The organism is Coleofasciculus sp. H7-1 (genome assembly GCF_057473865.1).
On sequence record NZ_JBYCCT010000019.1, the window covers coordinates 1 to 25,243 of the forward strand.

At 46.3% G+C, this 25,243-nt stretch carries 32 protein-coding genes; 18 read left to right on the forward strand and 14 right to left on the reverse strand.

The features are described from left to right. Positions 1–489: 489 nt before the first annotated feature. The 6 genes from murQ to yidD form a co-directional block, all read right to left on the reverse strand. On the reverse strand, positions 490–1,419 hold the full coding sequence (gene murQ, locus AC2VDX_RS05030; RefSeq protein WP_378176511.1) for an N-acetylmuramic acid 6-phosphate etherase: 930 nt from the start codon (positions 1,417–1,419) through the stop codon (positions 490–492). An 83-nt stretch (positions 1,420–1,502) separates the two neighbouring features. Beyond that, positions 1,503–1,892, reverse strand: a complete 390-nt coding sequence (locus AC2VDX_RS05035; protein WP_378176514.1) for a DUF3110 domain-containing protein — start codon at positions 1,890–1,892, stop codon at positions 1,503–1,505. A 325-nt stretch (positions 1,893–2,217) separates the two neighbouring features. Next, the gene (locus tag AC2VDX_RS05040) at positions 2,218–2,925 is read right to left on the reverse strand and encodes a M15 family metallopeptidase (RefSeq protein WP_378176596.1); all 708 of its coding nucleotides are present in this window, start codon (positions 2,923–2,925) and stop codon (positions 2,218–2,220) included. A 79-nt stretch (positions 2,926–3,004) separates the two neighbouring features. Beyond that, the gene (locus tag AC2VDX_RS05045; RefSeq protein WP_378176517.1) at positions 3,005–3,340 is read right to left on the reverse strand and encodes a DUF6176 family protein; all 336 of its coding nucleotides are present in this window, start codon (positions 3,338–3,340) and stop codon (positions 3,005–3,007) included. A gap of 35 nt (positions 3,341–3,375) precedes the next feature. Then, positions 3,376–3,621: a hypothetical protein gene (locus AC2VDX_RS05050; protein WP_378176520.1), complete on the reverse strand. Its 246-nt coding sequence runs from the start codon at positions 3,619–3,621 to the stop codon at positions 3,376–3,378. A gap of 525 nt (positions 3,622–4,146) precedes the next feature. Continuing rightward, positions 4,147–4,389: a membrane protein insertion efficiency factor YidD gene (gene yidD, locus AC2VDX_RS05055; protein ID WP_378176523.1), complete on the reverse strand. Its 243-nt coding sequence runs from the start codon at positions 4,387–4,389 to the stop codon at positions 4,147–4,149. 69 nt (positions 4,390–4,458) lie between these two features. On the opposite strand from yidD, the gene AC2VDX_RS05060 reads away from it, so the two are divergent. Both AC2VDX_RS05060 and AC2VDX_RS05065 read left to right on the forward strand, forming a co-directional pair. Continuing rightward, complete coding sequence (locus tag AC2VDX_RS05060; RefSeq protein WP_378176526.1) at positions 4,459–5,154, forward strand: diacylglycerol/polyprenol kinase family protein; 696 nt, start codon at positions 4,459–4,461, stop codon at positions 5,152–5,154. A gap of 149 nt (positions 5,155–5,303) precedes the next feature. Continuing rightward, positions 5,304–5,996, forward strand: a complete 693-nt coding sequence (locus AC2VDX_RS05065; protein WP_378176529.1) for a hypothetical protein — start codon at positions 5,304–5,306, stop codon at positions 5,994–5,996. Positions 5,997–6,478: 482 nt separating this feature from the next. Here AC2VDX_RS05065 and AC2VDX_RS05070 read toward each other — a convergent pair whose 3' ends face one another. Beyond that, a complete protein-coding gene (locus AC2VDX_RS05070) occupies positions 6,479–6,631 on the reverse strand; it encodes a hypothetical protein (RefSeq protein ID WP_378176532.1) in 153 nt (50 codons plus the stop codon). A gap of 516 nt (positions 6,632–7,147) precedes the next feature. On the opposite strand from AC2VDX_RS05070, the gene AC2VDX_RS05075 reads away from it, so the two are divergent. From AC2VDX_RS05075 to AC2VDX_RS05095, 5 genes are all read left to right on the forward strand, one after another. After that, positions 7,148–8,515 carry a nicotinate phosphoribosyltransferase gene (locus AC2VDX_RS05075; protein ID WP_378176599.1) on the forward strand — a complete coding sequence of 456 codons (1,368 nt, stop codon included), beginning with the start codon at positions 7,148–7,150 and terminating at the stop codon, positions 8,513–8,515. Between the two features lie 75 nt (positions 8,516–8,590). Then, positions 8,591–9,178 carry a nicotinate-nucleotide adenylyltransferase gene (locus tag AC2VDX_RS05080; RefSeq protein ID WP_378176535.1) on the forward strand — a complete coding sequence of 196 codons (588 nt, stop codon included), beginning with the start codon at positions 8,591–8,593 and terminating at the stop codon, positions 9,176–9,178. Continuing rightward, positions 9,151–9,897, forward strand: coding sequence for an NUDIX hydrolase (locus AC2VDX_RS05085; protein WP_378176538.1), 747 nt, complete (start codon positions 9,151–9,153; stop codon positions 9,895–9,897). Before AC2VDX_RS05080 ends, AC2VDX_RS05085 begins: the two co-directional genes overlap by 28 nt. Before the next feature lie 136 nt (positions 9,898–10,033). Then, positions 10,034–10,357 carry an isochorismate lyase gene (locus AC2VDX_RS05090; RefSeq protein WP_378176541.1) on the forward strand — a complete coding sequence of 108 codons (324 nt, stop codon included), beginning with the start codon at positions 10,034–10,036 and terminating at the stop codon, positions 10,355–10,357. A 72-nt stretch (positions 10,358–10,429) separates the two neighbouring features. Beyond that, a complete protein-coding gene (locus AC2VDX_RS05095; RefSeq protein WP_378176544.1) occupies positions 10,430–12,130 on the forward strand; it encodes an NAD+ synthase in 1,701 nt (566 codons plus the stop codon). Here the strand turns inward: AC2VDX_RS05095 and AC2VDX_RS05100 are convergent. Further along, a complete protein-coding gene (locus AC2VDX_RS05100) occupies positions 12,063–12,362 on the reverse strand; it encodes a WG repeat-containing protein (RefSeq protein ID WP_378176547.1) in 300 nt (99 codons plus the stop codon). The genes AC2VDX_RS05095 and AC2VDX_RS05100 overlap by 68 nt on opposite strands. A gap of 601 nt (positions 12,363–12,963) precedes the next feature. Here AC2VDX_RS05100 and AC2VDX_RS05105 point away from each other — a divergent pair. The 4 genes from AC2VDX_RS05105 to AC2VDX_RS05120 all read left to right on the forward strand — a co-directional run bounded on the left by AC2VDX_RS05105 (position 12,964) and on the right by AC2VDX_RS05120 (position 16,736). Beyond that, the gene (locus tag AC2VDX_RS05105; protein WP_378176550.1) at positions 12,964–13,641 is read left to right on the forward strand and encodes a hypothetical protein; all 678 of its coding nucleotides are present in this window, start codon (positions 12,964–12,966) and stop codon (positions 13,639–13,641) included. Positions 13,642–13,750: 109 nt separating this feature from the next. Then, complete coding sequence (locus AC2VDX_RS05110; protein ID WP_486928111.1) at positions 13,751–14,263, forward strand: hypothetical protein; 513 nt, start codon at positions 13,751–13,753, stop codon at positions 14,261–14,263. A gap of 497 nt (positions 14,264–14,760) precedes the next feature. Next, positions 14,761–16,287 (forward strand): site-2 protease family protein, encoded by a 1,527-nt coding sequence (locus AC2VDX_RS05115; protein ID WP_378176602.1) that lies wholly within the window; start codon positions 14,761–14,763, stop codon positions 16,285–16,287. A gap of 236 nt (positions 16,288–16,523) precedes the next feature. After that, positions 16,524–16,736 (forward strand): hypothetical protein, encoded by a 213-nt coding sequence (locus AC2VDX_RS05120; protein ID WP_378176556.1) that lies wholly within the window; start codon positions 16,524–16,526, stop codon positions 16,734–16,736. Positions 16,737–17,079: 343 nt separating this feature from the next. On the opposite strand, the gene AC2VDX_RS05125 is transcribed toward AC2VDX_RS05120, so the two are convergent. Next, on the reverse strand, positions 17,080–18,219 hold the full coding sequence (locus tag AC2VDX_RS05125; protein ID WP_378176559.1) for a GDSL-type esterase/lipase family protein: 1,140 nt from the start codon (positions 18,217–18,219) through the stop codon (positions 17,080–17,082). Between the two features lies 1 nt (position 18,220). On the opposite strand from AC2VDX_RS05125, the gene AC2VDX_RS05130 reads away from it, so the two are divergent. After that, positions 18,221–18,352, forward strand: a complete 132-nt coding sequence (locus tag AC2VDX_RS05130; RefSeq protein ID WP_378176561.1) for a hypothetical protein — start codon at positions 18,221–18,223, stop codon at positions 18,350–18,352. A 16-nt stretch (positions 18,353–18,368) separates the two neighbouring features. Here the strand turns inward: AC2VDX_RS05130 and AC2VDX_RS05135 are convergent, their stop codons facing one another. After that, entirely contained in the window at positions 18,369–18,731 is a 363-nt protein-coding gene (locus AC2VDX_RS05135; RefSeq protein ID WP_378176564.1) for an acyl-CoA dehydrogenase family protein, read from the reverse strand. 134 nt (positions 18,732–18,865) lie between these two features. On the opposite strand from AC2VDX_RS05135, the gene AC2VDX_RS05140 reads away from it, so the two are divergent. Then, positions 18,866–19,012 (forward strand): hypothetical protein, encoded by a 147-nt coding sequence (locus AC2VDX_RS05140; RefSeq protein ID WP_378176567.1) that lies wholly within the window; start codon positions 18,866–18,868, stop codon positions 19,010–19,012. A gap of 60 nt (positions 19,013–19,072) precedes the next feature. Here AC2VDX_RS05140 and AC2VDX_RS05145 read toward each other — a convergent pair whose 3' ends face one another. Together AC2VDX_RS05145 and AC2VDX_RS05150 are read right to left on the reverse strand one after the other, a co-directional pair. Continuing rightward, positions 19,073–19,699: an acyl-CoA dehydrogenase family protein gene (locus tag AC2VDX_RS05145; protein WP_378176570.1), complete on the reverse strand. Its 627-nt coding sequence runs from the start codon at positions 19,697–19,699 to the stop codon at positions 19,073–19,075. Positions 19,700–19,918: 219 nt separating this feature from the next. Continuing rightward, the gene (locus AC2VDX_RS05150; RefSeq protein WP_378176573.1) at positions 19,919–20,992 is read right to left on the reverse strand and encodes a methyltransferase domain-containing protein; all 1,074 of its coding nucleotides are present in this window, start codon (positions 20,990–20,992) and stop codon (positions 19,919–19,921) included. A gap of 719 nt (positions 20,993–21,711) precedes the next feature. Here AC2VDX_RS05150 and AC2VDX_RS05155 point away from each other — a divergent pair. Both AC2VDX_RS05155 and AC2VDX_RS05160 read left to right on the forward strand, forming a co-directional pair. Beyond that, positions 21,712–22,218 (forward strand): hypothetical protein, encoded by a 507-nt coding sequence (locus tag AC2VDX_RS05155; RefSeq protein ID WP_378176576.1) that lies wholly within the window; start codon positions 21,712–21,714, stop codon positions 22,216–22,218. Between the two features lie 212 nt (positions 22,219–22,430). Continuing rightward, on the forward strand, positions 22,431–22,922 hold the full coding sequence (locus AC2VDX_RS05160; RefSeq protein ID WP_378176579.1) for an FxLYD domain-containing protein: 492 nt from the start codon (positions 22,431–22,433) through the stop codon (positions 22,920–22,922). A 168-nt stretch (positions 22,923–23,090) separates the two neighbouring features. Here AC2VDX_RS05160 and AC2VDX_RS05165 read toward each other — a convergent pair whose 3' ends face one another. After that, positions 23,091–23,324, reverse strand: coding sequence for a hypothetical protein (locus AC2VDX_RS05165; RefSeq protein WP_486928112.1), 234 nt, complete (start codon positions 23,322–23,324; stop codon positions 23,091–23,093). Between the two features lie 135 nt (positions 23,325–23,459). On the opposite strand from AC2VDX_RS05165, the gene AC2VDX_RS05170 reads away from it, so the two are divergent. Further along, positions 23,460–23,645: a hypothetical protein gene (locus AC2VDX_RS05170; RefSeq protein ID WP_378176584.1), complete on the forward strand. Its 186-nt coding sequence runs from the start codon at positions 23,460–23,462 to the stop codon at positions 23,643–23,645. Between the two features lie 189 nt (positions 23,646–23,834). On the opposite strand, the gene AC2VDX_RS05175 is transcribed toward AC2VDX_RS05170, so the two are convergent. After that, positions 23,835–23,990: a hypothetical protein gene (locus tag AC2VDX_RS05175; protein WP_486928113.1), complete on the reverse strand. Its 156-nt coding sequence runs from the start codon at positions 23,988–23,990 to the stop codon at positions 23,835–23,837. 188 nt (positions 23,991–24,178) lie between these two features. On the opposite strand from AC2VDX_RS05175, the gene AC2VDX_RS05180 reads away from it, so the two are divergent. Continuing rightward, positions 24,179–24,661 carry a sensor histidine kinase gene (locus tag AC2VDX_RS05180; RefSeq protein ID WP_378176590.1) on the forward strand — a complete coding sequence of 161 codons (483 nt, stop codon included), beginning with the start codon at positions 24,179–24,181 and terminating at the stop codon, positions 24,659–24,661. A gap of 68 nt (positions 24,662–24,729) precedes the next feature. Continuing rightward, positions 24,730–24,954: a response regulator gene (locus AC2VDX_RS05185; protein WP_378176593.1), complete on the forward strand. Its 225-nt coding sequence runs from the start codon at positions 24,730–24,732 to the stop codon at positions 24,952–24,954. The last annotated feature ends 289 nt before the right edge of the window (positions 24,955–25,243 follow it).

Below are 25,243 nucleotides of genomic sequence, written 5' to 3' on the forward strand. Positions count from 1 at the left end.
CTTTGTCAGCTTTTAGAACAGCTATATCCTATCGGTTTGTCCGTTGGCTTCAGGAGAATACTGACGTATTTGCCTTACACCTAGCCCATTTAGGGCTTGTTTGGGCTTGAACAAAGTTCAAGTCCCGCTAAGCCAGTAGATGCTCCAGACAGCTGAGGCGTTATTGGCAGCACAGTCGCAGTGGTGAAATTAAACATCAAAAATTGCCTAAAATCGGCGATTAGGCGATATCAGCCGATGAAACTCGGACAGGACTTACGTAACATCACCACATAGTAAGGGCAACCACAGGGGGATTGAACCCGAAAAAACGCTATATTTATAAGCTTTGCGTAATACCATTTCACTTTATGTTTGCCACAAATACGTCTATTGCCCCCCTTAAAAAGGGGAGTGGGGGGGATCGCAAATGTGGCATCAAAATAGTGAATTGGTATAAGTCCTGTCGGAAGAATTTGATATTTTAGATGGAATTCCAAAATCTCAAATTTAGCGAGAGTCGCTTGGGTGGTTGTAGCTTGAAACAGCAGCTCTGAGATTACCTTGATGTTCTGCAAGCAGGCGATCGCCTTCTTGCTTCTCCAAACCCGTCCAATGCATCAACAATGCTAACTTGACAGAACGCCCGCTTTGCTCTAATAAATATCCAGCGTCTTCTCGATTTAAATCAGTCAGGTCTTGCAGCATTCGCAGGGCACGATCGTGCAATTTTTTATTGGTAACGGCGACATCTACCATGCGATTGCCGTAGACTTTGCCCAGTTTCACCATCACGCCGGTGGAGAGGATATTTAAAGCCATTTTGGTGACGGTTCCGGATTTCAGTCGCGTCGAGCCTGCCAGCACTTCCGGACCCACGATTAGGCGAATATCTAAATCTGCATCGATGGTGACTTGTTCTGCTGGGACACAGGCAATCAAAATCGTGGTTGCACCCCGCTGACGCGCCGCTTGGATCGCACCGTGGACAAAAGGTGTTGTTCCTCCGGCGGTGATTCCGACAACGACATCGAGATGGGTAATATGCCGAGTTGCGATCGCAGATACCCCGTCTTCATGTTTGTCTTCCAAATCTTCTGAGCTGCGGATTAACGCTCCCGCACCCCCGGCTATAATCCCTTGTACCAGTTCTGGCGGCGTACAAAAGGTGGGTGGACACTCTGCTGCATCCAAGACGCCCAGACGCCCGCTCGTGCCAGCTCCCACATAAAACAGGCGTCCCCCGTGACGTAACGCCTCAGCCGTCTTATCGATGGCTTCAGCGAGCTGAGTTCTCGCTATGGCGATCGCTGCTAGCGTCTGAGCATCTTCCTGATTGAACAAATCTACCAATTCCAGAGAACTCATCTGGTCTAGATTCTGGCTATTGGGATTAACCTGTTCTGTTAAAAGATGTCCCCGCTCCTCCAGATTCTTCATCCTTGATCCTTCATTTTTTTATCGTTCATCCTGCGAAGAAAGCGCCGCTATCGGCTACGCGATCGCGAGCCTCCTTCATCCTTTCATAACAGTCCTTCTAATTGACGACGAATTCTGTCTAGATCAAAATCCGGTTGCGGAGCATCTGGTTTCCAGTCTGTTTCCTCCAGGTTAGTTTCTGGCGGAACCAGAAAAAGACGTTCTGCATCTCCTTCGGGAACAAATCCCTCCGGAATTAACTTGCACTCATAACCTGCACCCTCGCAAAATCCCTCGACTTCCTCTGCATCGATAGCTTCAACACTGGGACTGAGAAAATCTTGTGCTTCTAGCAGCATCGCATAGCGAGTCGCATCGTCTTCTGATTCAAACATGAGTATCCAGTTGCGATCGCCAATCTGAATCGAGTGAATCCCCTCGTTGTCAGTCCGAGGATTAAATATTAAAACGAATACGCGCCTAGATGTAGTCATCGTTTTTTTATCCATTCTTAATTTAGGATATCTGACTAGCTTCCCTGATACCACGTCCGGTTGCTCCTTCTTTGCTAGCAGCGATGAGCAGCAAAGGAGAGAGGGAAAGAGAAATTCCCAGCGAAGATTCCGATTAAATTGCTAGGAAATGCACAAAAAGGCTAAATTATCACTCAACAACTAGATCGGGACTTACGCAAAGCTTATACATATAGCGCTTTTTCGGGTTCAATTCCCCTGTGGTTGCCCTTACTATGTGGTGATGTTGAGTAAGTCCTGTAGATGTTAAGGCATTTGAGATAGCGATAGATATCCTTATCCTTGCTCAAGCAACTCTCCCGTAACGGGCAGTTACAGGATGATGGGGATTTTCTTGATTGCATAACCACGCCCACATCTGATCGCCCAAGCAGAAGTGCCACCACTCGTTGGGATGACGGCGAAACCCAGCTTGGAGCATTACATCATTTAACAGCTGGCGATGGGAATGATACTGCTGTTCTACTGCCTGGGTGCTATTGGCATAATAATGGGGATGCGATCGCGCTGATATTTCATCAATTTCTCCCCCCATATCTATCGTCTTGCCAGTCTTGTCTACTAAGGTGATATCCACCGCAGCCCCCGTACTGTGAGGCGGCGGCGTTGCTGGATCGAGGTTGGGGGGTGCCCAAAATTGATAAACTATCTCCCAAATCGCTTGACGCTGAGCTGCTGTTAACTCAGCTAAGTTTAAACCTTGAGCCTGAACCACTTCAGCAAAGGTGTAATCTACCATGAATTGCTGGACTTCCACGGGTCGATAGGCATCAAAAAGATCGATCCGCCAACCTGGATTCGTGACAGCCAACTGGTGTTGGGCGGCAATCAGGCATTCGAGGACACCCTGACGGAGATAATAAGGTGAGCGATCGCCATAAGTCGCACCCAATTTTTCATAAGGATGGGGAGAGACAACCGCAAATTGTTCCAAAGGAATGGCAGTGAGCGGCTCACCACACTCTACAATTACAATCTGCTGATAAAGTTGCATATTCCGCTTTGTCAGACTCACCCTATTGGCTAAAAATTGGTCTAGCTAGCGTAATATTGATAGTTAACTTTCTCAATGCCTAAACTTCTGTCATCCGCTCGAAGTCGATGACTAATTCTAGTGGCTGGATGTCTCCCCATGTTTCGCTGATGAATTTCTGAGTAGCCAAGGCGAGTGGAGAGCTTGAGTGATAGAATGCTTCACTAGCTTTGCTCAAGTCTTCTGCCTTTTGATACAAAATCAAAAAGTCTCCATCTTTGCTGCGTTCGAGAAATATGGATTCTATAAGAATTCCCTCGTTCCGCAGTAATTCCCGTACTTCATCCAGTTGATTGTTCAAGTTCTTGAGCCAACCAATTACAGGAATGGTCAATCCTGGCTTAATCCGAATTTTTAAGCATTGGGTTTCCGCCATGAACTTGCCCTTTATGCATGGATAAAAGTGAAAAATTACCGAATTGCGTATTGAGTTTTAGATTGCTTATTCGTTCTACAGAAAGTTTCCTGCAAACCTCTCAATTCCCGCGATTCTTGCTTCACCTGACCAGACATGGCAGCCGTTTGTAAGGTCATGAAAGCGTTGAAGTCTTCCATACCATACTTAGTTTTTAAAAGCTGCCGCAGTTGATTTTCTGCTGCAATAGTTAAATAACCAGTTGACAGAGCCTGTTGTACAAGGTCGCGGATTAGAGACATATTCACCCCTCAAAAATTTTTATATTAACGATATGACCCGGAAAATCAGTAGCTATCAGTTCGCGCCAGCCAGAAAAATTAAGTGTTTTCAACCGTTTTTTTATAAACTTGGGCGATCGCAGCTTTATCTGTTTCTGGTGAAGGCTAATCGCTAATCGCAATGAATTCTTAGCAGTCAGCGGTTTCTGAATCTCTAACTGTTAAACCAGTTTTTCGATGAGTCATCCTGTTAATCTGCCGCACTAAATAAAGCTTTTACTCCCCAAAGGGCAATAGAAGTTTCCTACTTAGTGTAAAAGAGGAGGTGCCAGCAAACCTCATCCTTTGGACTCACCCGATCGGGTGATTTTCTGGATCGCTAGCATGGTTTGTGGGTTTTAGTCAGCGGTAGCACGTAACGCCAATACCGAAGACAAAACCGGGCTGGGAGTTCGGTGTCCGGCTGAAATCCCATTCGCTGCACTTCCTCTTGACTCACCCGACTGGATGATTGTGGAAAAGCCAACAAGACGCGATCGCCTAAATTTACTCGGTTTCTTTTGCCGTCGGAGTCGCTGCTGGTGGCACCGGATCGTAACCGCCAGGGTGGAAGGGATGGCAGCGCAAGATACGCCCAATCGCCATCCAGCCGCCGCGCCAAGGGCCAAATCGCTCGACTGCCTCCAAAGCATACTTAGAACAAGTCGGCTGAAACCGGCAGGTTGGGGGAAATAGCGGAGAAATCAAAACTCGGTATCCCCGAATTAGCCAAATTAGTAATATTTTCATTACTGTGTCCTGAATCTAATAGATTGGTAAGGAGAGCTTTTTTTTATAATTCAATCTTTGCTTAAATCCGTGTTGTGGTTAGAATCAATTCCGGATCTATGGCTCCACATTGGGCTAGTTGGGGCTTGTCTGGGCATTCTTGTGTTACTGGCAGAAGGGCTGCATCGCTACACTTCCACCGAACCGGAAAAGGTGCGAAAGGTGGTTCACATTGGCACGGGCAATGTGATTTTGCTTGCCTGGTGGCTGAACCTTCCCGCTTGGGTGGGCATTACGGCTTCGATTTTAGCGAGTGCAGTGGCTCTTTTGTCATACAAATTCCCGATCCTTCCAGGGATTAATAGTGTTGGGCGCAAGAGTCTGGGGACATTTTTCTACGCCCTAAGTATTGGCATTTTAATCGGTTGGTTCTGGCCTCTAAACCAACCCCAATACGCAGCACTGGGAATTTTGGTGATGACTTGGGGAGATGGCTTAGCTGCCCTGATTGGTCAACGATTTGGTAAGCATCCCTATGAATTTTGGGGCATCCACAAAAGTTGGGAAGGCTCGCTGACGATGTTCCTGGTTAGCTATGGGGTGAGTAGCTTGATTTTTTTAGGAGTCCAGGGCAATATCTGGCAAACTTGGGTAGTGCCGCTTTTAGTGGCTTTCCTCGCTACTGTCTTAGAAGCTTTCTCATGGTTCGGCATCGACAATCTGACGGTTCCTGTAGGCAGTGCCGCGATCGCTTTTTTCTTGACTCAGCTGCTTTTACTCAGCTAACACCCTCAATAACCAGCGAAAAGTTGGTTTGGTACCAAGATCAGTGGAATCCCAGATTACAAATTTTGTACTTCTGTTAAGATATTTGAAGAAGCCTACCTAGGGATATATTCCCGCTTTATTCAATTTATATCTAAAGATAGATGTTAATGACTTTTTTAAATCCTGCTGAACCGCTTGTCCGTAGCAAACAGGAAGCCCTTGATTTTCAGGATCGTCAGGGGCTTTTACGTATTCACTTGCAAGTTGGAACTAAAACGCTGGTTTCGAGCTTTTATTCTCGAATCGATCAGGCGTTTATGGTTTGGGGTTGGATTACAGCCGCAATTTTTATAAATGCTCAGTTTCTACCCGTCAGCTGGTATGTGCAAGCGATGTTTTGGTCAGCACTTACCTTAATCGGTACGGTGGGGATGGTGGTGTTGACTCACTTTTGGGTGAAAGTAGAACGCCTGCGCTGGCTGCTTTATAGCTGGGTTGTGCTGATGTTATTCGGGGTGGTGCTAACTGACTTGGCTCTTTTTCTGGGTTGGGGGTTGCTGCTGATGAACCTGTGTCAGTTGTGGCTAGGATTAAGTACCATTGGCTACTTTTTTACAGGTGTGGGAATGCGATCGCGTACTTTCCTGATCAATGGGTTAGTTCATCTGTTGGGGATGGCGATATTACCCTATGTCGGTGCTTGGCAATTTCTCACCACGGGTTTAGTGATGGCGGGGACTTTACTGCTTTTGGCAGAAGTGCAGTGGGATATGCGATCGCCCATCGATTATGACGTATTAACCCCCGAACAAAAGCAGTTTAACCAGGAACAACATCAGCTACGTCAAATGATTATTTAGAACTTTAAATAACTTCTAACTTTTGTATCAAAATTATACAATTTTATAGAACGCTGCCACCATAGAACTATGTAACATTCAGTGAGTGAATTTATCCTCATCCACCGAATGTCGCCCGACCATAGCAGGCGTTTTGCTGTTTGTCCTGCGAATTGCCCCACTTAGGAGAACGGCGTCTGGGCGGCGAGTGGTCATTCATCCCCAATTCTCAGGATATTAGCTCCCCCAAGCCAGTTGCGCGTTAGTGGTACAGGGTTTTTGTCGTTTCCCCTGCTTTGCAGCCACCAAAGGGATGTTAAACCATCCAACAGAGCAGTCTGAGGTGACTGACACATTAAAAGATGTTCTGGCGGGACTTTTTAGCCATCTCACAAGAATAATTTTTAAAATTATCTCATAAAATTTGGTGGGGAAAGAGGCTCTTTCCCCACCAAATTTGTTATTTTTGACTCCAACAATATAGAAAAAAGTATTCAGGCTGACTACCAATCTTCTCCAGGATGTTCTTTGAAAGATTCCCCTGTAAAGGGCTGCACGCCAGTCAGAGGATACTCATCGTCACTTGGTCCAAAAATGCGGGCGATCGCGCCAGAAAAATATTGGATGATATTCTCAAACATTCTGGTAAGACTCATATCTTTACTCTCCAGATTCCTTTGGGGATTTCGATGAAATGTATATTAGTCTTTGATACTTTTATTATGGATACGGCTCGATAATTTGAGGTAATTTGCAATACTTGTTTGATTAGGTTTGCAATACTTTGCTTAAAGTTGAGTTGCGGTTAGTTTACTTAATATTTCTACATACTTTAAAATCTATTTAGATTTTGCACAATTAACCCTAAAAACTGATGGTTAATGGCTAATGACTCATGGATAACGCCGCCGCATCCTCTCCTCTATCCTTCTGACATCAATTGCCATTTTCTGTAGCTTTTGAGTCAAAATACTATTAAAAATAATGTATATAACCTAAGAATGACCTGAAGATGGCAGTAAAGCTATCTTCAGCCACCCTGTTTTTGAAGCAATCATCAAAATGCCTTGACACTATTATGGTAGATATTACTATAATTGGAGAACCCACTCTTGCTAGGCAGCAAGACTATGAGAACTTCCGTGGACAGACTTGTAAAGTATCCTGCTAACCTGCTTCAGGAGCCGGTTAGGGTAGAAGATCGGGAACTGGCGATCGCTTCTGAAGATTACAGCCTTTTGACCGACCTGTATCAGCTGACAATGGCAGCTTGCTACACCGGCGAAGGTTTAGATCAAACACGGGCAAGCTTTGAGCTATTTGCGCGGCGTCTACCCGCTGGCTTTGGCTATTTGATTGCGATGGGGTTGGAACAGGCGCTGGACTATCTGGAGAAATTCCGCTTCAGTCCCAGCCAGATAGCGGCTTTGCAGGCGACCGGAATTTTCGATCGGGCACCGGAGCGATTTTGGTCGCTATTGGCAGATGCTCGCTTCACAGGCGATGTTTGGGCAGTTCCAGAGGGAACCGCCGTATTCGCCAACGAGCCGCTGCTGCGGGTGGAAGCTCCGCTTTGGCAAGCTCAACTGGTGGAAACCTACCTGCTAAATACGATTAATTATCAAACTTTAGTTGCCACGCGAGCGGCGCGGATTCGGGATGTCGCCGTACAGGAAGCGACGTTGCTGGAATTTGGCACCAGACGCGCTTTTAGCCCCCAAGCGTCTCTGTGGGCAGCCAGGGCGGCATTGGCGGCTGGATTGGACGCGACTTCTAATGTACTGGCGGCGATCAAGTTGGGTCAAAAGCCCAGCGGGACGATCGCTCATGCTTTGGTAATGGCGCTGACAGCAACCGCTGGGAGTGAGGGAGAGGCTTTTACCGCCTTCCATCGATATTTTCCGGGTGCGCCGTTGTTGATTGATACCTACGATACAGTTGCCGCTGCCCAAATGCTGGCAGAAAAGATCGATGCCGGAGAAATGCAATTGTCTGGGGTGCGGCTAGATTCTGGTGATTTGGTAGGGTTATCCAAACAAGTGCGATCGCTTTTACCGGATGTTCCCATCTTTGCTAGTGGCGATTTGGATGAGTGGGAAATTGCCCGATTGCAAGCAGCGGGTGCTTGCATTGACGGTTATGGATTGGGAACTCGATTGGTTACGGGAACCCCAGTCAATGGAGTGTATAAACTGGTTGAAATTGATGGCATTCCCGTGATGAAGCAGTCGAGTGGCAAGTTAACTTATCCTGGTCGCAAGCAGATTTTTCGCTGCTTTGAGGGCAATTTGATGAAAGGAGATCGATTGGGATTGGTGACGGAAAGTCCGCAGTTTGAGCAGCCGTTGTTGCAGCCGATGTTTAAGCAAGGCGAACGGGTGTTTCTACCAGAATCTTTAGCGGAAATTCGAGAACGGACTGCTATTTCGGTGGCTAGTTTACCAGCGGAGACTCGCCAATTGGATTCGCCTGTGTCTCCGTCGGTGGAGGTTTCGGCTGCATTGTTGGAGTTGATGCAAAAAACTCGTCGTCCCGATTAAGGGATTTGAGAACGAACCGCCAAGACGCAGAGAACGCAGAGGAAAGAAGAGGAAAGAAGAGGAATTAGGAAGATAATGAGAATTGCTTTGTTTGGTACGAGTGCTGACCCGCCGACTTCTGGGCATCAAGCGATTTTGAGGTGGCTGTCGCAACACTATGATTGGGTGGCGGTTTGGGCGTCGAATAATCCGTTTAAATCGCATCAAACGCCGCTAGAACATCGCTCAACGATGCTAAGGTTGCTGATTGAGGAAATTCATCCGAGTTGCCATAATATCGGGCTGTATCCGGAATTCAGTAGTCCTAGAACTCTGGAGACGGTGCAGAAGGCTAGGCAATGCTGGGGGATGTCAGCAGATTTTACCGTCGTCATTGGTTCGGATTTGGTAAACCAGATGCCGCGTTGGTATAGAGTTGAAGATTTATTGCAGCAAGTACATCTGCTCGTGGTGCCTAGACCAGGATATGCGATAGATGACTCTGATTTGGAGGCGCTGAGGCAACTAGGGGCGCAGATTGCGATCGCTGACATCAAACCACCGGCGGTTTCTTCCACCGCTTATCGTGAGAATGGCAACAGACAAGCCTTGACGACGACCGTTGAGGACTATATTCATAGAGAACGTTTATACGAATGCGAGGACGCAGCTCAAAAAAGATAGGTGATTCGGTAAAAAAACCGGCATTAGCGGATTTTAAAGTCGGAGTCGATAATGTGATTTTCTCAGTCGATACGGCGCAAAACCGACTATTAGTTTTGTTAGTAATGCGGCAGGACGAACCTTTTTCAGATCGGTGGAGTCTGCCCGGTACTTTAGTGCGCCAAGGAGAATCTTTAGAAGATGCCGCCTATCGAATTTTGGCTGAAAAGATTCGCGTAAAAAATCTGTACCTAGAGCAGTTATACACTTTTGGCGGGCCTGGACGAGATCCGAGGGAATGCGAAGAAAGCTACGGAGTTCGTTATCTGTCTGTCAGCTATTTTGCTTTAGTGCGATTTGAAGAAGCTGAATTAATTGCCGATGGAGTTAGTGGAATTGCCTGGTATCCTTTGGAGCAAGTGCCACAATTAGCCTTTGACCACAATAAAATCTTAGAATATGGTCATCGGCGTCTGCGAAATAAATTGGAATATAGCCCAGTCGCCTTTGAAGTGTTACCGGAGTTGTTTACTTTGAGTGACTTATATCAGCTTTATACCACCGTTTTAGGTGAAAACTTCTCAGATTATTCCAATTTTCGCGCCCGACTCTTGAAGCTGGGTTTTCTTTACGATACCAAGGTCAAAGTATCGCGGGGGGCGGGGCGTCCGGCGAGTTTGTATCGGTTTGATGCTGAAGCGTTTTCTCCATTTAAGGATAAACCGTTGGTATTTATTTAAACGCAAAGGTAGCGCTGTCGCGCCGCTTCGCTAACGCAGAGGTTCGCGCCAAGGTTCGCTAAGTTAAAAAAAGATGATTTTTCTCTGCCTCGGCGTTATCTTTTGCGTTTAAAAAGAGCTGAAAGGAAAGAAAAGGATGCAAAATCTAGATAATTGGTCAAATAGGCAAGATCCTAAAGATTGTTCAAACCTCGAAGAAATTCGTGAGGAGATTGATAGGATTGACCGCCAAATTATTGCAGCTTTTGGTAAACGATTTGAATATGTAAAAGCGGCGGCAACCTTTAAAACTAGCGAAACCAGTGTAAAAGCCCCGGAAAGGGTTCAGTCGATGTTGCAGCAAAGACGCCTTTGGGCTGAAGAACAAGGCTTAAATCCAGATGTAATTGAAAAGCTATATCAAGATTTGGTGAATTATTTTATGGCTGAAGAATTAAAACATTGGCAATCTAAATCTTAATGACTGCGATTGAAAAATTAGTTTAAATAATCAGAACGACGCAAAATGCCCTCACATAGGTAATTACTGAATATGAAAATTGCGATCGCTCAACTCAACCCCACGATTGGCAACCTCACTACCAATGCCCAACAAATTCTAGAGGCGGCAAGACAGGCAACTCAGCAGGGTGCCCGTTTGTTGCTGACGCCAGAACTCTCTTTGTGCGGCTATCCACCACGAGATTTGCTGCTGAATCCCGGTTTCGTTGAGTCTATGGCAGTGGTGTTGCAGCAGCTGGCGGGGGATTTGCCACCCAATTTAGCGGTGTTGGTGGGCACGGTGGAGCCAAATCCCAAAGCGCACGTTGCCGGAGGTAAACCGTTATTTAATAGTATTGCCTGGTTAGAACAGGGCAAAATACAGCAAATTTTTCACAAGCGACTGTTGCCTACCTACGATGTTTTCGACGAATATCGATACTTTGAACCGGGACTTCAGCCGAATTCTTTGACTCTCGATAATCTCCGCATCGGCGTCACCATCTGCGAAGATTTGTGGAACGATGAGGAATTTTGGGGAAAGCGCAGCTATGCAGTGAATCCGATTGCTGACTTAGCTCAATTAGGTGTAGATTTGGTGGTGAATTTGTCAGCTTCTCCCTACAGTGTTGGTAAGCAGCACCTGCGAGAGGCGATGTTGCGTCATACTACTGTCCGTTACCGCCAACCGATCGTTTATATCAATCAGGTTGGGGGAAATGATGACTTAATTTTTGATGGTAGCAGTTTCGCTTTGAATGACGCCGGGGAAGTGGTGTGTCGTGCCCTTCGCTTTGAGACGGATTTGGTGTTGCTGGAATTTGATGAGGAAAAGCGAGATTTGATCCCCCCTAACCCTCCCTTAGTAACCGGAGACAACGGCGGGGTAGCACCGCTTGCCGCAAGTGAAGAGGAGGAAATTTGGGCAGCGCTGGTGTTGGGAGTGCGAGACTATGCCCGCAAGTGTGGCTTTTCCAAAGTCACAATTGGCTTGAGTGGTGGAGTGGATTCGGCATTGGTAGCAGCGATCGCATCCGCCGCCTTAGGGGCAGAAAATGTATTCGGCGTTCTCATGCCTTCGCCCTACAGTTCCGATCATTCTGTCAAAGATGCGCTGAAATTAGCTGAAAATCTGGCTATTGCCACTCAAACTCTACCGATTGGGCAGCTGATGCAGGGTTACGACCAAACTTTAGAACCTCTGTTTGCCGGAACGCCTTTTGGACTTGCGGAAGAGAATATTCAATCGCGAATTCGGGGCAATTTATTAATGGCGATCGCGAACAAGTTTGGCTATCTCCTCCTTTCTACGGGGAACAAGTCAGAAATGGCGGTCGGTTACTGTACGCTTTATGGCGATATGAATGGGGGATTAGCGGTAATTGCTGATGTGCCGAAAACTCGCGTTTATTCTCTGTGCAATTGGCTGAATCGCAACGGTGAAATTATTCCGACTAATATCCTCACAAAACCGCCAAGTGCCGAACTAAAACCCGGTCAAGTCGATCAAGATTCTCTGCCCTCTTATGACATTCTGGATGATATTTTGCAGCGATTAATTCACGAACATCAATCAACCGCTCAAATTATCGAAGCTGGTCACGATCCAGTCGTTGTCAATAAAGTGATGCAGTTAGTGGCGCGTGCCGAATTTAAGCGGCGACAAGCACCGCCTGGACTGAAAATTACCGATCGGGCTTTTGGCACCGGCTGGCGAATGCCGATTGCGAGTCGCTGGAGTGCGATCGCATAATGCAGAGTTTATTTTTGGGAACGGCAATCTTGGCTGATTTTATCGGCGGATATAGCCCCACTGATTGCCAATTTTTACGGGTGCCAGCCTTGTTAATCGTGACGACTGCCAGCCCTTCTGAGAAGTTTTCAGCAGCCTCAAATTGCGGCTTGATGACGCGATCGCCTGTTTTGTCATTTTGTGGCACTAAAGTACTACAGTTGTACTTATCAGCGTCTTGCCAATGAGACACGATGATTGTTTTTTTGCAAACCTCTTTAATCCATTTAAGGAGTGCAACAACAGACCGTTCGGTAGCTTTGGCAAGACTATCTACAACTGTAGTATCTACCGATGAACCAGCCTATCTAATCTAACTTATCTACAACTGTAATACTATAAAACTTATCCAGGTATAACTGTATTTGAATAAATTTTACCTATAGGACGACCTAACGGGATTTAAACAAACAACCCAAACAAAAAGTCTATAATTTAAATAAGGCAAAGCTCCCACGTTGAGGAACCCCTATGACAGAAACCATTTCCTCCGCCATACCGCCATGCTTTGAAAAATGGTGTGCTAGGTTCGATGATGTGTTTAGCTATAATGCCGGAAGCTCATAACCTAATAGAAAGCAAAATTTAACCGCTTGGATGCTCATGATGTTAAAGAAAAGTGGCTCTTCCGTAGTTGGTATGCTAAATTTATAGTCAAGAAGCGCCACAAGCTATACTAGCCATGAATTTAAGCCAATTTAGCGTTTATTAAATAGAAAATACAGTCCAAAATCGTTATACCTTGCTAGGTAAGCCTTTCAAGTTTTGGAATCAACTTTTTAGCATACCAAGTAATGAAGAGCCAGAAAAGTTTACCCTCTATTACTGTAATAACTGCTGCTGTAGTAGTTTATCTTTCTAGCCCAGTCTTAGCAAATCACCTACAAAGCAGTCCTAGTAAATATGGGATTGCTCAAAACTCTAAAACAGACCTTGAAGGAGCCCTCTTCAAAGCAACGATCAATAGTATAAATGCCTACTATGTACCTGGAAGCAATTCAAGGTTTATAAATCATGAGATGTGGCTACATAAGGATGTTAATAATGGCTGGGTTGAACTAGGCTTCACAGATGGAGTACTTAACGAATTGAGCACAGGATATTCTGGACCTCATTACGGTCATTTTGCGGCAGAGGGAGATAGGAATAGCAACGGCAACGTCACTTATTATGCTGAAGAGAGAATTTTTGGTCCTTCCACGGAACGAAATAGTACTCATCAATGGCACATGCAACGAGAAGGTATCAACAAAGACAATTGGGCTTTATACATAAATGGTGTTAAGAGAACTGTCTATTATGCACCTGGTCCAGGAAAATTTCATGATGTTGGACTTGAAACAAATACAATCTATTCCGCATCATTAGATTGGAATGAAAGAAGTTTTCAATATAATCATGCTGGTGCTTGGAGATTTTGGGGTAGTGGTGGATTGAATGTAACTTCAGGTGCTGGTATTACAACAGTGTGAGATGTTTATCCTACTTCAATATTTACAAGCAAAGCATCGCCGTAGCTTTGGTAGTAAAACTTTACGTAACAAAGAAAGAGAAGTAATAACAAGGTAAACAGATTTGGCTATGAGTCTTAGAAAGATAATTGTTGTTTTAGCATTTCTGACAATTCCCCTATTTGTTTTGAGTGTTAATGCCGTAATGAATGAAAAACCTCAAGGAAAACCTGAAGGATATACAGCAGATGATGCAGTTAACCTGAATCCAGATCCAACAGGTCCAATTATTCCCAGAGTGAATAGCAATCCAGAAGCCGTTTTTAAAGCAAACAAGGAGACTCCAAAGGATAAGTTATTCGACATCAACAAAAAGATCAAAAAAGATAAGATAGCAGAAAATAAAGGCAAACTTCAAAAGGTAGAAGTCAAAACATTTAGAGAGTATCATCAAACGTCCGGTACGAAGGTGAAGGACTTTACGCAGGTATCACCTGACCGTCTCGTCTGGGTTGTTGAATCCTATTATCCAGAAGGCATCAACCATCCTAAAGTAGGCATGATTAACAATGTTCAAGTTGTAGGCGTTTATGATGCTGAAACGGGCGCTCTGATAAGAGAAACTTACAGAAGTCTTCAGTAAGTTTGGCTTGTATAGTATTACAGTTGTATTTATTTGGGTGACAATTTTCTAACTTTTTAAATAGCATCGGCTTCCTACTCGGTAAATATTGGCGTTAATCTCAACCAAGTTTATTGAGCATTTATGGTTCTACCGAACCTAGCATGGTAAAAATTGCTGAAATTACCACTGAGCCTGATTTGGCAGAAATTCCATAATAAATTAAACTATCAAAAACCCAAACCCCTGCCAAATCAAACTTATGCTATTTAGTTTCTAACAGTTTTGCATAGCAAGTTCGGTAGAGCCGCATTTATTTGGCATTCAGGAAATTTAAGCTGAGTGCGGCTCGCTCGAATGTGGCGCTGGATTTAAGGGGGTGTGGAGATGACTGGATGAATTCCGATCGGAAATTGAAATCATTTCCCGACTGAGAGCCAAGAGTAACCTTGAATCCTTATCAGAAATTGAAATACAGTAGACTGGTTGGCTATAGCTGCTACGGCTCCTCATCAAAAATGTTTACTGGATCGGAAACTACGGCGACAGTTTTAATTGTGCTGGTGGCTTTAGGCATCCTGGGTTGGGGCTTCTACCGTGCCAAGCCATTCGGCAAACTCGGCATCTTAGCTTGGTTGCAGTCAGTGGTGTTGATGTCTCCCTGGCTGTTGTTTTTTGGATTGTTCGCAGCGGGGATTTATATCAACCTGGTGAGCATCTTGTTTATGTTGATAGCCTCCGCTGGGTTGTACATCTTCATCGGAAATAAACTGCGGGCAGCCGGTGAGGATGCCATACTGCGGGAGCGAGTCTTGAAAATGATGCAAGAATCGCTCCCGACAGAAGAGACTTCTGAGGCAAATGGGAAAGAGACACCGGCGGCGACGCCAAAAGAGGCGACAAATCCCGTCTCCCAAGAAGTGGTTCCCATTCCCGATGAAGACTTGAAAAACATCCAAGGAATTTTTGGCATTGATACCTTCTTTGCCACAGAAAGCATTCCTTATCAGGAAGGAGCCATCTTCAAGGGGAATCTGCGGGGAGAGCCTGCGGTGGTTCATTCCCGGTTGTCTGTGAGTTTGCAGGAGAGATTGGGCGATCGCTACCGGCTATTTTTAGTAGAAAATCCGGAAGAGAAGCCGGTGGTGATTGTTCTCCCCAGCAGCAACGATCCGCAACCGGCAACGTTACCTCAGAACATCTTGGCAGGTGTCCTCGTCGTGGCTACCATTGCCGCTAGCTTAGAGACTGCGGGAATTTTCCTCGGCTTTGATTTCTTCAGCAACCCAAGCCGATGGGGCGAAGTTCTGCCCATCAGTGCCGGAATCTGGGTGATTTTAGTGACTCACGAACTCGGTCACTGGTTCCTCGCTCGTCGTCACAACATTCGCCTGAGTTTTCCTTTTTTCATCCCATCCGCGCAGATTGGCTCGTTTGGGGCGATTACTCGGTTTGAATCGCTGTTGCCCAATCGCACAGTGCTGTTTGATATCGCTTTAGCTGGCCCTGCTGCCGGTGGTATTGTCTCCCTATTGATGCTAATCGTCGGCTTAATTCTTTCCCACGAAGGCAGTCTATTTAAGGTGCCATCGGAGTTCTTCCAGGGGTCAATTTTGGTGGGCACTCTGGCACGAGTTGTCCTCGGTTCTAGTCTCCAGCAAACCCTGGTTGATGTCCACCCGCTGACGATTATCGGTTGGCTTGGTTTGGTGGTAACAGCGTTCAACTTGATGCCAGCGGGAATGCTTGATGGAGGTCGAATCGTCCAGGCAATCTACGGACGCCAAATCGCTCGACGCGCTACCGTCGCCACGTTAATTTTGCTGGGAATTATCTCTCTGGTGAATCCGGCGAATCCTTTGCTGCTGTACTGGGCAATTGTGATTCTGTTCTTACAGCGGGGTCTGGAACGCCCTAGCTTGAATGAGATTTCCGAACCCGATGATGCGCGAGCTGCTTTAGGGTTGTTGGCTCTGTTTTTAACGGTGGCAACTCTCCTACCTCTCACTCCAGGCTTGGCGGGACGCTTGGGAATTGGGGGATAGAAATTGGGAATGAGCGAATGGGGAAAAAGGGAATGAGTGAACATTCTCTCCTCACCTTTCCCTGTCTCCCACTCAGTCCCATCAGGGGAAATGCCAAGAAGTTTAAATAGTTCCGGAAAATATTTACATTTCTTAAACAATTTCCCCAAAAACGATTAAACTTCATTGCAAAGTTAGAAGAGACTCTGAACGGTGTGATAACTTCGTTAAGGTTGACAAACGGCTGAGAGATAACGATGGAGAACACAATAAACGTGCCTTTACAGCAATCCTCAACTCCTTCATTTCGTGAAGATTTTAGTGAGTACGTGGCGCATCTACAGCTTCACATGGCGTTACAAGCGCGCAACCTTGTTCCCACTCTCACCAAGGCTGTTGATAGCCGCGAGCAGCTATTGCACCAAACTCAGGCGGATATTGAAAAGCTGGTTTCTCGTCAAGGCATCTAATTGGGCTGATTTTGATTGATTGGCTGATAAACCGATAGCCGCGCCATTATTTCTAACAATTTTTGGAAACTCCACTGAACTTAGTTTGACAATCAGAGCTTTATCGCTCTGATTTTTTTAGGAATTGAATTGCCCTCCAATTCCCTGCGTAGGGGCTTTTTCTGTGTCATGCCAATACTTCTCGGTTAGGAAAAATTGTAGGTTGGGTTGAGGTAACGAAACCCAACAAACCTAATATTAGCGTTGGGTTTCGTTCCTCAACCCAACCTACTTGATCTCAAATGGTCGCTTATCCGAGAAGTATTGACTGCCATGCCCCTACAAAACGTAAATTTTTTACCACTTAATTTAATCCAGATTCCTCAGGGAGGCGCGATCGCTTTACCGAGTTGTAAGCACGCACATTATTCCGATTGAGCGCAATTACCGATTCTGCCTGTTGGAGTGCCGATTGCCAAACTTCATATCCCCGACTGCTCAAATGCAGCCCATCCGTCGTTAAGTCCAGACGCAAATTTCCTTCGACATCGCTAAAACGAGAGTGAATATCTAGATAGCCTGCACCCTGTTGTTGAGCAAGGATAGCAAGTTGTTGGTTGAGGTTACGAATTCGGCGATTTGGGATAGTGTTAATCCGGGTGGGAAGAATGGATTGCACGATGATTGAGCTGCTAGGATGCTCTTGTCGTAAGCGACGAACAATCTGGCGAAGATTATCGAGAATTGTTTCATCCGTTGCACCTTGGCGCAAATCGTTGATGCCAGCTAAAACGTAAATAACATCGGGACGAGTTTGGGAAAAAGCAGACAATCTTTTTAAGATGCCACGGGAATTATCTCCAGAAATTCCCTGATTCAGCCACAAACTCCCCCCAGGAAGACGTTCTTGGGGAAACCACAATGAGAGAGAATCTCCCACTAATACGGAGAGACGATTGGAACCCTGACCTTCAGCAACTGCTCTAGCTTCCTTTGCCAGTAGGCGTTTCCACTGTTCATAGCTAGGTTTTTGGAAAGACAGTGCCTTAGTGCCTGCTTTGTTCGCCCAGTATGACTGAAAACTATCAGCAGGCAGACGAGTATAAATCTTACCTGCTTTCAGGGCGGCTAATCTTTGGTAAAAAAGTTGACTGCCAGATGCCGGTTTTGTCGTTGCTGTATCCGGTTTCAGCATCGCTTGTAGAGAGGGTTCCAGTTCTGTCGCTGGAGCTGCTGTTGGTGAAGTCGCTGTGGTAATGGTTAGTGTGTCAGTCGCCTGGAAAGGTTCAGTCTGCGAACTCAACTGCTGGCTGAATTCAGGAGAGGTGATTTCAATTGTTGGGACGATTTTCTGAGCCACAAGTGGTTGAAAGGCACTCGAATCACTGGAATTCCACAATGCTAACAGGGTGTCTGGCTGGTTTGGGGGCAATACGGGTGGGGGCGGGACTGACATTTGCCCTCCGGTTAACAAACTTGCCGCCAACAGATAAGGATCTCCCATTGTGTCTCTACTCCTTCACTTTTTCCTTCCTTTCCCTTTGACAGGGATTATTGGTTGGAGTCAGGAATTTTTAGGAGAAGCGATCGCTTTCAGTTTCCCAGACGTGGGGGCGATCGCTTTTAAACTTCTCTAAAGCGATCGCCTTACACTCACGAATACTGCGTTATTATTGGCAGTTCCTGATTGAGAACCCAATTGCCAATATCCCGTAGCTTGTAGTCCACTGGGTCATGCAGGGTAAACGTCCGCAGATCGCGCCAGTAGCGGTCGAAGCCGTATTTCGCAGCAGTGGAACGAGCGCCCATGACTTCAAAGATGCGGGTGGTGATATCCAAGCCAACTTTAGTGGTAAAAGCTTTAGCCGTATAAACAGCGATCGCAACTTCACCCCGTTCCTGATGAGTGAGCGCCTGTCCCTTTTCCCATGCCTTCTGTACCTGCGGCGCTGCCTGACTGCACAGGGCGATAGCGAAGCGCCGACCTGTCGGTTCGCTGCCCTCAGTGCAGTCCATAGCTCACCATAATGCTGCAAAATGTAGGGATATTTCGCTGCCCGATCGACGCCTGAGGTAATCCAGGGTCGAGTCATCGTGGTTGTGTAATCCTTTGCCGCTTCCAAGGCACCCTCGGCAATTCCTAGATAGACATGGGTTTTCGCCAACTGATTCACCACGAACAGGAAGGTGGAAAAGGCACCCTCTGGAGACGGCGGCGGACCGAGAATTTCATCCGGGTTCACCAGGACGTTGTGGAATGTGAAACTGCCGCTAGCGGTGCAGCGTTGTCCCATTAGGACTTACGCAACATCACCACATCTGAGGGCAACCACAGGGGGATTGAACCCGAAAAAACGCTATATGTATAAACTTTGCGTAAGTCCAGCCATATTGTCCCAGTCGTTGTTGTAGACAATGCCTTCTCGATCCTTGGGAAGGATGAAGACAATGGGATAATCAACCCCCTCTTGCACGGCTGCGAATACACGCATATCCGCTGCTGCCACTCCGGTGCCAAAGGTCTTAATTCCATTTACCCGGAAGCGATAGCGAAGCGCAGAAAGAGTCAGTTCGCCTTCTGGCTCAATTTTGAGGCGAGTGTCCCGCGTGTTAAATGCATTTCCCCAAAACAAGTGGTTTTGGGCAGTGGCTCGATAGTAGCGTTCGGTTTGAGCAGGGGTACCGCTCGCCTGAGCCACCACTGATAAAACGAGCTGATTTGAGTAGAGCTGCCCTGTGGAACCATCAGCCTTAGCAATTTCTTGAAGAATCTTCAAAGCTTCCACCCAAGTTGCCCCAATGCCCCCATACTCTCGCGGGACAACCAGAGGTAACAGCCCCGATTGCCGGAGCAGCCGAACTTCTTCATGGGGGACACCGGCTTGGCTATCGCGCTCGACAGCACTCGCTGCTAATTCTTGGGATAGGGCAGTCGCGATCGCTGCATAATCTTTTAATTCGATGCGGTTTAGTAATGTTGTCATGGTTTTTTCTCCGTTTTACTTGTCTTTTGCAGTAGATAATTTTTGAACTGGTTGCGAGGCTTGATTTAAAACAACCAGTGAAGAGAATTGTTTCGTAGTCAGCAGTAGCGAATCACTGCTACTCGGTTTTTGGTAACGCCCAGCAAATGCACAGAGTTTGCACATAGGGTTCTCTAGCTTTCAATGGTTTTAGTAATTGAAGGCTGGTATTAGATGGTTTTAGTTCTTCCGCACAATGTAGTAATTGTTCTGAAAATCATGAGCAAGTTGCTTGATTTCCACGCTAGTGAAACCTGCATCTTCCAGCATTTCCAATGCTTTCTCCTGACCCCACATGGTACCAAGTCCCATGCCTCCTGCGGCAAGCGATACAGTCATGCAGTGCATACAAGAAATGGTGTAAAGTAATGGCCCTATCGGATGATTCAGATTGCCACCCACATAGCTGGAGGCGCGAATATCCTGCATCAAATAAACACCATCGGGACGCAGTGCTTGGGCAATTCCTCGCAACACTACATCGGGCTTAGCTTGGTCGTGAATTGCGTCAAAGGTAGCGATAAAATCATATTTCTCCACCTCATCTAAAGTGGCAGCATCTTTTACTTGAAAGCGGATATTTGCGAGACCGAGGTGTTGGACTTCAGTTTGAGCGATCGCGATCGCTTCTTCTGAGAAGTCGTAGCCTGTAAACCGACTATTCGGAAACTCCTTCGCCATTTTGGTGATAGCACGACCGCTACCACACCCCACATCCAGCACATTAATTCCCTCCTCAAGTGCCTCAATCAGTCTGGGAATTAAGGGCAGAATGTGGTTATTTAGCGCCGCAACGACAGTTTGACCGCTGTCTTCTGCCATCACTTCATGAAAACGCTTGAAAGCAGAATAGGGAACCCCACCACCCTTGTAAAAACAGTCGATGATTTGATCCTCAACTGTTCCTAGCAAGGGAATATATTGGGAAAATGCAGCAATGTTGTCAGGACTGGAAGCCCTCGTTAAGAAAGCGGCGTGTTCTAGGGGCAAATAGTAGGTATTCTTAGCCGGATTGTGTTCTACAAACCCACCAGTAACCATTGCTCCCAACCACTCACGCACGTACCGCTCATTCAACCCCACTGCGTCTGCAATCTGTTGGCTCGTAGAAGGCGGTAGTTCAGCCATCGTGTCAAATAGCCCAGTTCTGTGACCGATGGAAGTCATCACAGCGATCGCGCCACTGTTGAGAATGTCAAGCATCCGTCCGGCAAACGCTTCTGCTTTTGTTTGGTCTAGAGTAAGTGTTGTCATAGAATCCTCGTAATGATTTTAAACATTGAGTTTGAATGTATTATCCAGAGTGCGATCGCAAAAACTTAAATTTCTGTTGCCTCCTTTAAAAAGGGGGATTGGAGGGATCTGATATGTAGCATCCCAAAGGGAAATAGATATAAGAAAAACTGAGCGTATTCGCAGGTATTCAACCCAAACGGTGTGTCTCCCTTCAGGATTTATTCGGTATCCTCTGTGAATGTTTCTTGGTATATGAACAAGCTATCAAGGCAAGCGTTCCGATAGCGTTCTTGCAGCGTTCGATGTCCCCAAACGCTTACCCTAGGGTATTTATGCAAACTATAACCACCGTAAAATAGCTGCGATAGCTAACATCACCAGGTGGTTGCCTGCTCGTTTCTCATAACGGATTGCGGCTCGTGGAAACTGCTGGAGACGGTTATAAAAGACCGGAAAAAATAGGTTTCTTCAGTTTCTTGCTGCACAATACCAGGAAAATTTATACAGAATTAGTGAGTTGCCAAGGATAAATGAAAAAGGATAACCGCTGCCAAAAATTTTGCTATAAGGCATCTTCGCTTTAACCCGACTGTGAGTGATCTAAATCACAAAAAAGCAATTTTATCATCACATTTAATTGAACGCTTTGCGAACGCTGCTTTGAATAACTTGGTATTTAGTGCAAGCAATTCACTGATTAATAACGTAAATACCAAGGAGATTCGATGATGTCTAACATGAAACTTGCAAAAGTAGCGATCGCATTTACTGCCACTCTAATGTCCACTGCCATTCCCACCGCAGCATTTGCTGGAGATAATAAAGTCTACTCTGGAAGTATGTGTCAGCCTGAGACATCAGCTTCTAATCAGCAATTTAGTCGTGTAGCTGGACAGTTTTTAGTTCAAGGTACCACCTCCATCAACCTGCGTTGTCCTATTGTTCGGGACATTACCTCAGGGACTGAAAATGGCAGCACAGGACCGCTTGCTTTTGTGCATGTATTCAGCAATAACGCTCAGTCTAAAACCCTACAGTGCGAGCTGCGGGCTAACCAACCAAACTCTCTAAGTTTCCAATTTCAGAAATTAACAATCGCACTTAGCGGTGGTGCTGCAGGTACCCCGAAGAAGCATATGTTCAACTTCACAGGACCTGTAGCACAAACTCCTAACGGATCTTATGAGGTTGTTTGCTCGCTACCACCGGGTACTGGAGTTGCGAGTTACTCAGTTGCTGAGTAAGTGGGTGCATCTGCGGGTCGATTTCCTGTTCATAGCTCAAATCTGTTGAAACAGGCTGAAATATTGTTGGGTATTTCAGCCCTTTTTAGCTAATTTAGGTATCAGTCCGTATGCTTCGCACACTTCCCAAACGCGAAAGTTTGAACTTCTCAATTTATTTCAGTGTAGGGCAAGGTTTGAGCTAAAAAGATTGGCGTTTCCGCAATCAATAAATGAATACTTCTCTAGTGTTTTTACCGGCTATTGTCACCATGCAAAAATCACTTCATCTAACAATTTTCCTCTGGATTGCTTCAATCTTGTTCGTCAATCATCACTCTTCTAGCAATTCATGGATGGCAAATTTCCAAGCGGCGGGTGCGTCAGCTTCCGAGATTGATATGCCCTTTTGCTATATACAGACATCGGATGGCAGAACTTTAGACCTCACCCAACTATGCGGTCAGAAACCTCAAGTCATCATCGCAGACCAAACATCTGATGGTGATATTTTGACAGGTCGCATCATCAATGAAACCCAAAAAACAGTTCACTCGATTGAGGTCAGCTATAACGTTGTTGGCTTCGATGGCAAGGTGATTAAAAGTAGTTCTGTCAACGCGGAACCCTCCACGCTTAGTGCAGGACAAAGCGGCTCTTTCAAAGTTCACACTATTGTCGGTGATGGCAAATTGAGAGCGACATCTGTTAATTGGGAAGAGTAACGAGAATGGGTGTTCGTAATGAGAACACAAATTTATTCAAACTCAGCGATTGATTTGGTTGAAAGCAACAATGCAGACCCACCAGAAATTTCCCGATTTCTGGTGGGTCTGCTCTAAAAGTAGTCAATAAGCAAGGGATAGTAGAGCTAAATTTTCTGAACGCAGATATCAGCGATCGCTTTTTCGGGTATTTTCTGAGTCCAAGACTTTACTTCTAGCTGATTCCGTTGTTGTTGTGGTGCAACTGTTACTAATGGGGTAGTCCAGTTGCACCTTCTTACCTAAGCAATCAAAGAGTTGAGCGATCGCATAAGCACCAACATCAGAAGACTCTCCAGGCGGTAAGATGAACCGATAAGCGAACCGACAGGTCGGCGCTTCGCTATCGCAGCAGGATTCCATCTGCATAAACCCAAGCCTGGAGAACCGGAAAAACTGGTTGAAGCGATTGCTACTCTAGTTACATCTAGCAGATGAATTTGAAGCACCCTTGACCTCTGACTACTCTAACGAAGCACGGCTATAGGATCTGTTGACATGACCTTGAAGTTACCCGGATTTACGATTGTCACTTTGCTCAAAGAAGGGGGAAAAGCCGTCCTATACCGTGGAATCAGAGTCGAAGATCGGTGTCCAGCGATTGTCAAAAGGCTACGTCCAGATCGCTGTACGCCCAACAATATTGAGCAACTCAGACATGAGTATGCGATAGCGAAGCGCTGACTTGTCAGTTCGCCCAACGGTTGAATACCCCAGGGGCGGTTAAAGCCTACGCCTTAGAAGTGCATCAGGGCATCCCTTATCTGATTTTGGAGGATTTTGGCGGGCGATAGCGAAGCGCTGACTTGTCAGTTCGCTCGACCAGGTTCTAGACCACTTTCGGGAACCGATGCCGTTTTTGAAAATTGCCATTCAAATCACAAACGCGATAGCGAAGCGCTGACTTGTCAGTTCGCCCAAATTCACAGCCATAGCATTGTCCACAAAAACATTAAACCGCAGAACATTCTCGTTAACCTGGAAACGCTCGACAGTCAAAATCGGTGATTTTGGGATTGCTGCCTTCATCTCCTACGAACAGCAAATGGTGAGCAGTTCCAGTCAGACGATCCGGCTACGAGAGATCGCGCCTTAGAAACCATTGAGCGCAACGCTAAGTTACAAACCCAATTAATTGAAGATTTGCTCGATGTCTCCCGCATCCTTCAGGGTAAGCTGAGTCTCAACGTCTACCCCGCTCTTCTTGGTATCGACGATTGAAGCCGCAACCCTTGACGGTGCGTTTATCAGCCGAAGCCAAGTCTATCCAGATTCAGACAATCCTCGAACCTGGCGTAGGGCAGGTTTCCGGTGATGCCAATCGATTGCAGCAAGTCGCGCGTGAATCTCCGATGCCTTTGCGGTTAAGTTTACTCCCGCTGGGAAGTAGCGAACCGACAGGTCGGCGCTTCGCTATCGCATTAGAGCAGGTTGGAGCGCAGGCGCAAATTCGAGTAACCGACACAGGTAAGGGGATTGCACCTGAGTTCTTACCCTATGTCTTTGAGTATTTCCGTCAGGCAGATGGTAGCACCACCCGAACCTTTGGGGGATTGGGTCTAGGACTGGCAATCGTCCGCCATCTCGTAGAACTTCACGGCGGTACCGTTCGCGTATCTAGTCCGGGTGAAGGACAAGGTGCAACCTTCTCTTTGCAAACTTCCCTGTTTGCAGAATCATCGAGAAAGGCACTCGGATGAAAAAGACAACTTCTCACTTCTGACTTTTCACTCCTTACCTTTGTCTGGCTTACAAATTCTCGTGGTGGATGATGATGCAAAGCAAGCGAGAGTTTTTGTGCTTCATGTTGGAGCAATATGGCGCAACCGTGACCTCCGTAGCCTCAGCCGTGGAAGCGCTAACTACACTGAGCCAATCAAAGCCTAATGTCATCATCAGCGATATTGGAATGCCAGACATTGATGGCTATATGCTGATGCGACAGGTGAGGAGTCTGAAACTAGAGCAAGAGGGAGAGATTCCGGCGAACTGACAAGTCAGCGCTTCGCTATCGCTCTGACTGCCTATGCTGCTGAGATTGATTACCAACAAGCGAACCGACAGGTCGGCGCTTCGCTATCGCGGCAGGATTTCAACGGCACATTCCTAAGCCTGTGGAGCCAGAGGCATTGGGGATTAGCGATAACATCATTAACGGGACTTAAACGAAAATCAAAAGGAAAAGAAAGTATAATGCTTGCAGAGTAAACAGTTCACGTCGAGGTTTCTCCCGATGAAACAGACAACTCCCGCCGCCATGCCCCCTTGCTTTGATAGATGGT

Bases quoted from the DNA above. Each gene is read 5' to 3' on its own strand.
- AC2VDX_RS05160 (WP_378176579.1), top strand. From the start codon at position 22,431: ATGAATACTTCTCTAGTGTTTTTACCGGCTATTGTCACCATGCAAAAA.
- AC2VDX_RS05155 (WP_378176576.1), top strand. From the start codon at position 21,712: ATGAAACTTGCAAAAGTAGCGATCGCATTTACTGCCACTCTAATGTCC.
- AC2VDX_RS05165 (WP_486928112.1), bottom strand. From the start codon at position 23,324: ATGGAATCCTGCTGCGATAGCGAAGCGCCGACCTGTCGGTTCGCTTAT.
- AC2VDX_RS05175 (WP_486928113.1), bottom strand. From the start codon at position 23,990: ATGAAGGCAGCAATCCCAAAATCACCGATTTTGACTGTCGAGCGTTTC.
- AC2VDX_RS05090 (WP_378176541.1), top strand. From the start codon at position 10,034: ATGCAAAATCTAGATAATTGGTCAAATAGGCAAGATCCTAAAGATTGT.
- AC2VDX_RS05170 (WP_378176584.1), top strand. From the start codon at position 23,460: ATGACCTTGAAGTTACCCGGATTTACGATTGTCACTTTGCTCAAAGAA.
- AC2VDX_RS05150 (WP_378176573.1), bottom strand. From the start codon at position 20,992: ATGACAACACTTACTCTAGACCAAACAAAAGCAGAAGCGTTTGCCGGA.
- AC2VDX_RS05125 (WP_378176559.1), bottom strand. From the start codon at position 18,219: ATGGGAGATCCTTATCTGTTGGCGGCAAGTTTGTTAACCGGAGGGCAA.
- AC2VDX_RS05120 (WP_378176556.1), top strand. From the start codon at position 16,524: ATGGAGAACACAATAAACGTGCCTTTACAGCAATCCTCAACTCCTTCA.
- AC2VDX_RS05045 (WP_378176517.1), bottom strand. From the start codon at position 3,340: ATGGCGGAAACCCAATGCTTAAAAATTCGGATTAAGCCAGGATTGACC.
- AC2VDX_RS05070 (WP_378176532.1), bottom strand. From the start codon at position 6,631: ATGAGTCTTACCAGAATGTTTGAGAATATCATCCAATATTTTTCTGGC.
- AC2VDX_RS05115 (WP_378176602.1), top strand. From the start codon at position 14,761: ATGTTTACTGGATCGGAAACTACGGCGACAGTTTTAATTGTGCTGGTG.
- AC2VDX_RS05140 (WP_378176567.1), top strand. From the start codon at position 18,866: ATGGGTTTTCGCCAACTGATTCACCACGAACAGGAAGGTGGAAAAGGC.
- AC2VDX_RS05065 (WP_378176529.1), top strand. From the start codon at position 5,304: ATGACTTTTTTAAATCCTGCTGAACCGCTTGTCCGTAGCAAACAGGAA.
- AC2VDX_RS05095 (WP_378176544.1), top strand. From the start codon at position 10,430: ATGAAAATTGCGATCGCTCAACTCAACCCCACGATTGGCAACCTCACT.
- AC2VDX_RS05080 (WP_378176535.1), top strand. From the start codon at position 8,591: ATGAGAATTGCTTTGTTTGGTACGAGTGCTGACCCGCCGACTTCTGGG.
- yidD (WP_378176523.1), bottom strand. From the start codon at position 4,389: ATGAAAATATTACTAATTTGGCTAATTCGGGGATACCGAGTTTTGATT.
- AC2VDX_RS05105 (WP_378176550.1), top strand. From the start codon at position 12,964: ATGAAGAGCCAGAAAAGTTTACCCTCTATTACTGTAATAACTGCTGCT.
- AC2VDX_RS05040 (WP_378176596.1), bottom strand. From the start codon at position 2,925: ATGCAACTTTATCAGCAGATTGTAATTGTAGAGTGTGGTGAGCCGCTC.
- AC2VDX_RS05110 (WP_486928111.1), top strand. From the start codon at position 13,751: ATGAGTCTTAGAAAGATAATTGTTGTTTTAGCATTTCTGACAATTCCC.
- AC2VDX_RS05135 (WP_378176564.1), bottom strand. From the start codon at position 18,731: ATGGACTGCACTGAGGGCAGCGAACCGACAGGTCGGCGCTTCGCTATC.
- AC2VDX_RS05050 (WP_378176520.1), bottom strand. From the start codon at position 3,621: ATGTCTCTAATCCGCGACCTTGTACAACAGGCTCTGTCAACTGGTTAT.
- AC2VDX_RS05085 (WP_378176538.1), top strand. From the start codon at position 9,151: ATGCGAGGACGCAGCTCAAAAAAGATAGGTGATTCGGTAAAAAAACCG.
- AC2VDX_RS05185 (WP_378176593.1), top strand. From the start codon at position 24,730: ATGATGATGCAAAGCAAGCGAGAGTTTTTGTGCTTCATGTTGGAGCAA.
- AC2VDX_RS05145 (WP_378176570.1), bottom strand. From the start codon at position 19,699: ATGACAACATTACTAAACCGCATCGAATTAAAAGATTATGCAGCGATC.
- AC2VDX_RS05035 (WP_378176514.1), bottom strand. From the start codon at position 1,892: ATGACTACATCTAGGCGCGTATTCGTTTTAATATTTAATCCTCGGACT.
- murQ (WP_378176511.1), bottom strand. From the start codon at position 1,419: ATGAAGAATCTGGAGGAGCGGGGACATCTTTTAACAGAACAGGTTAAT.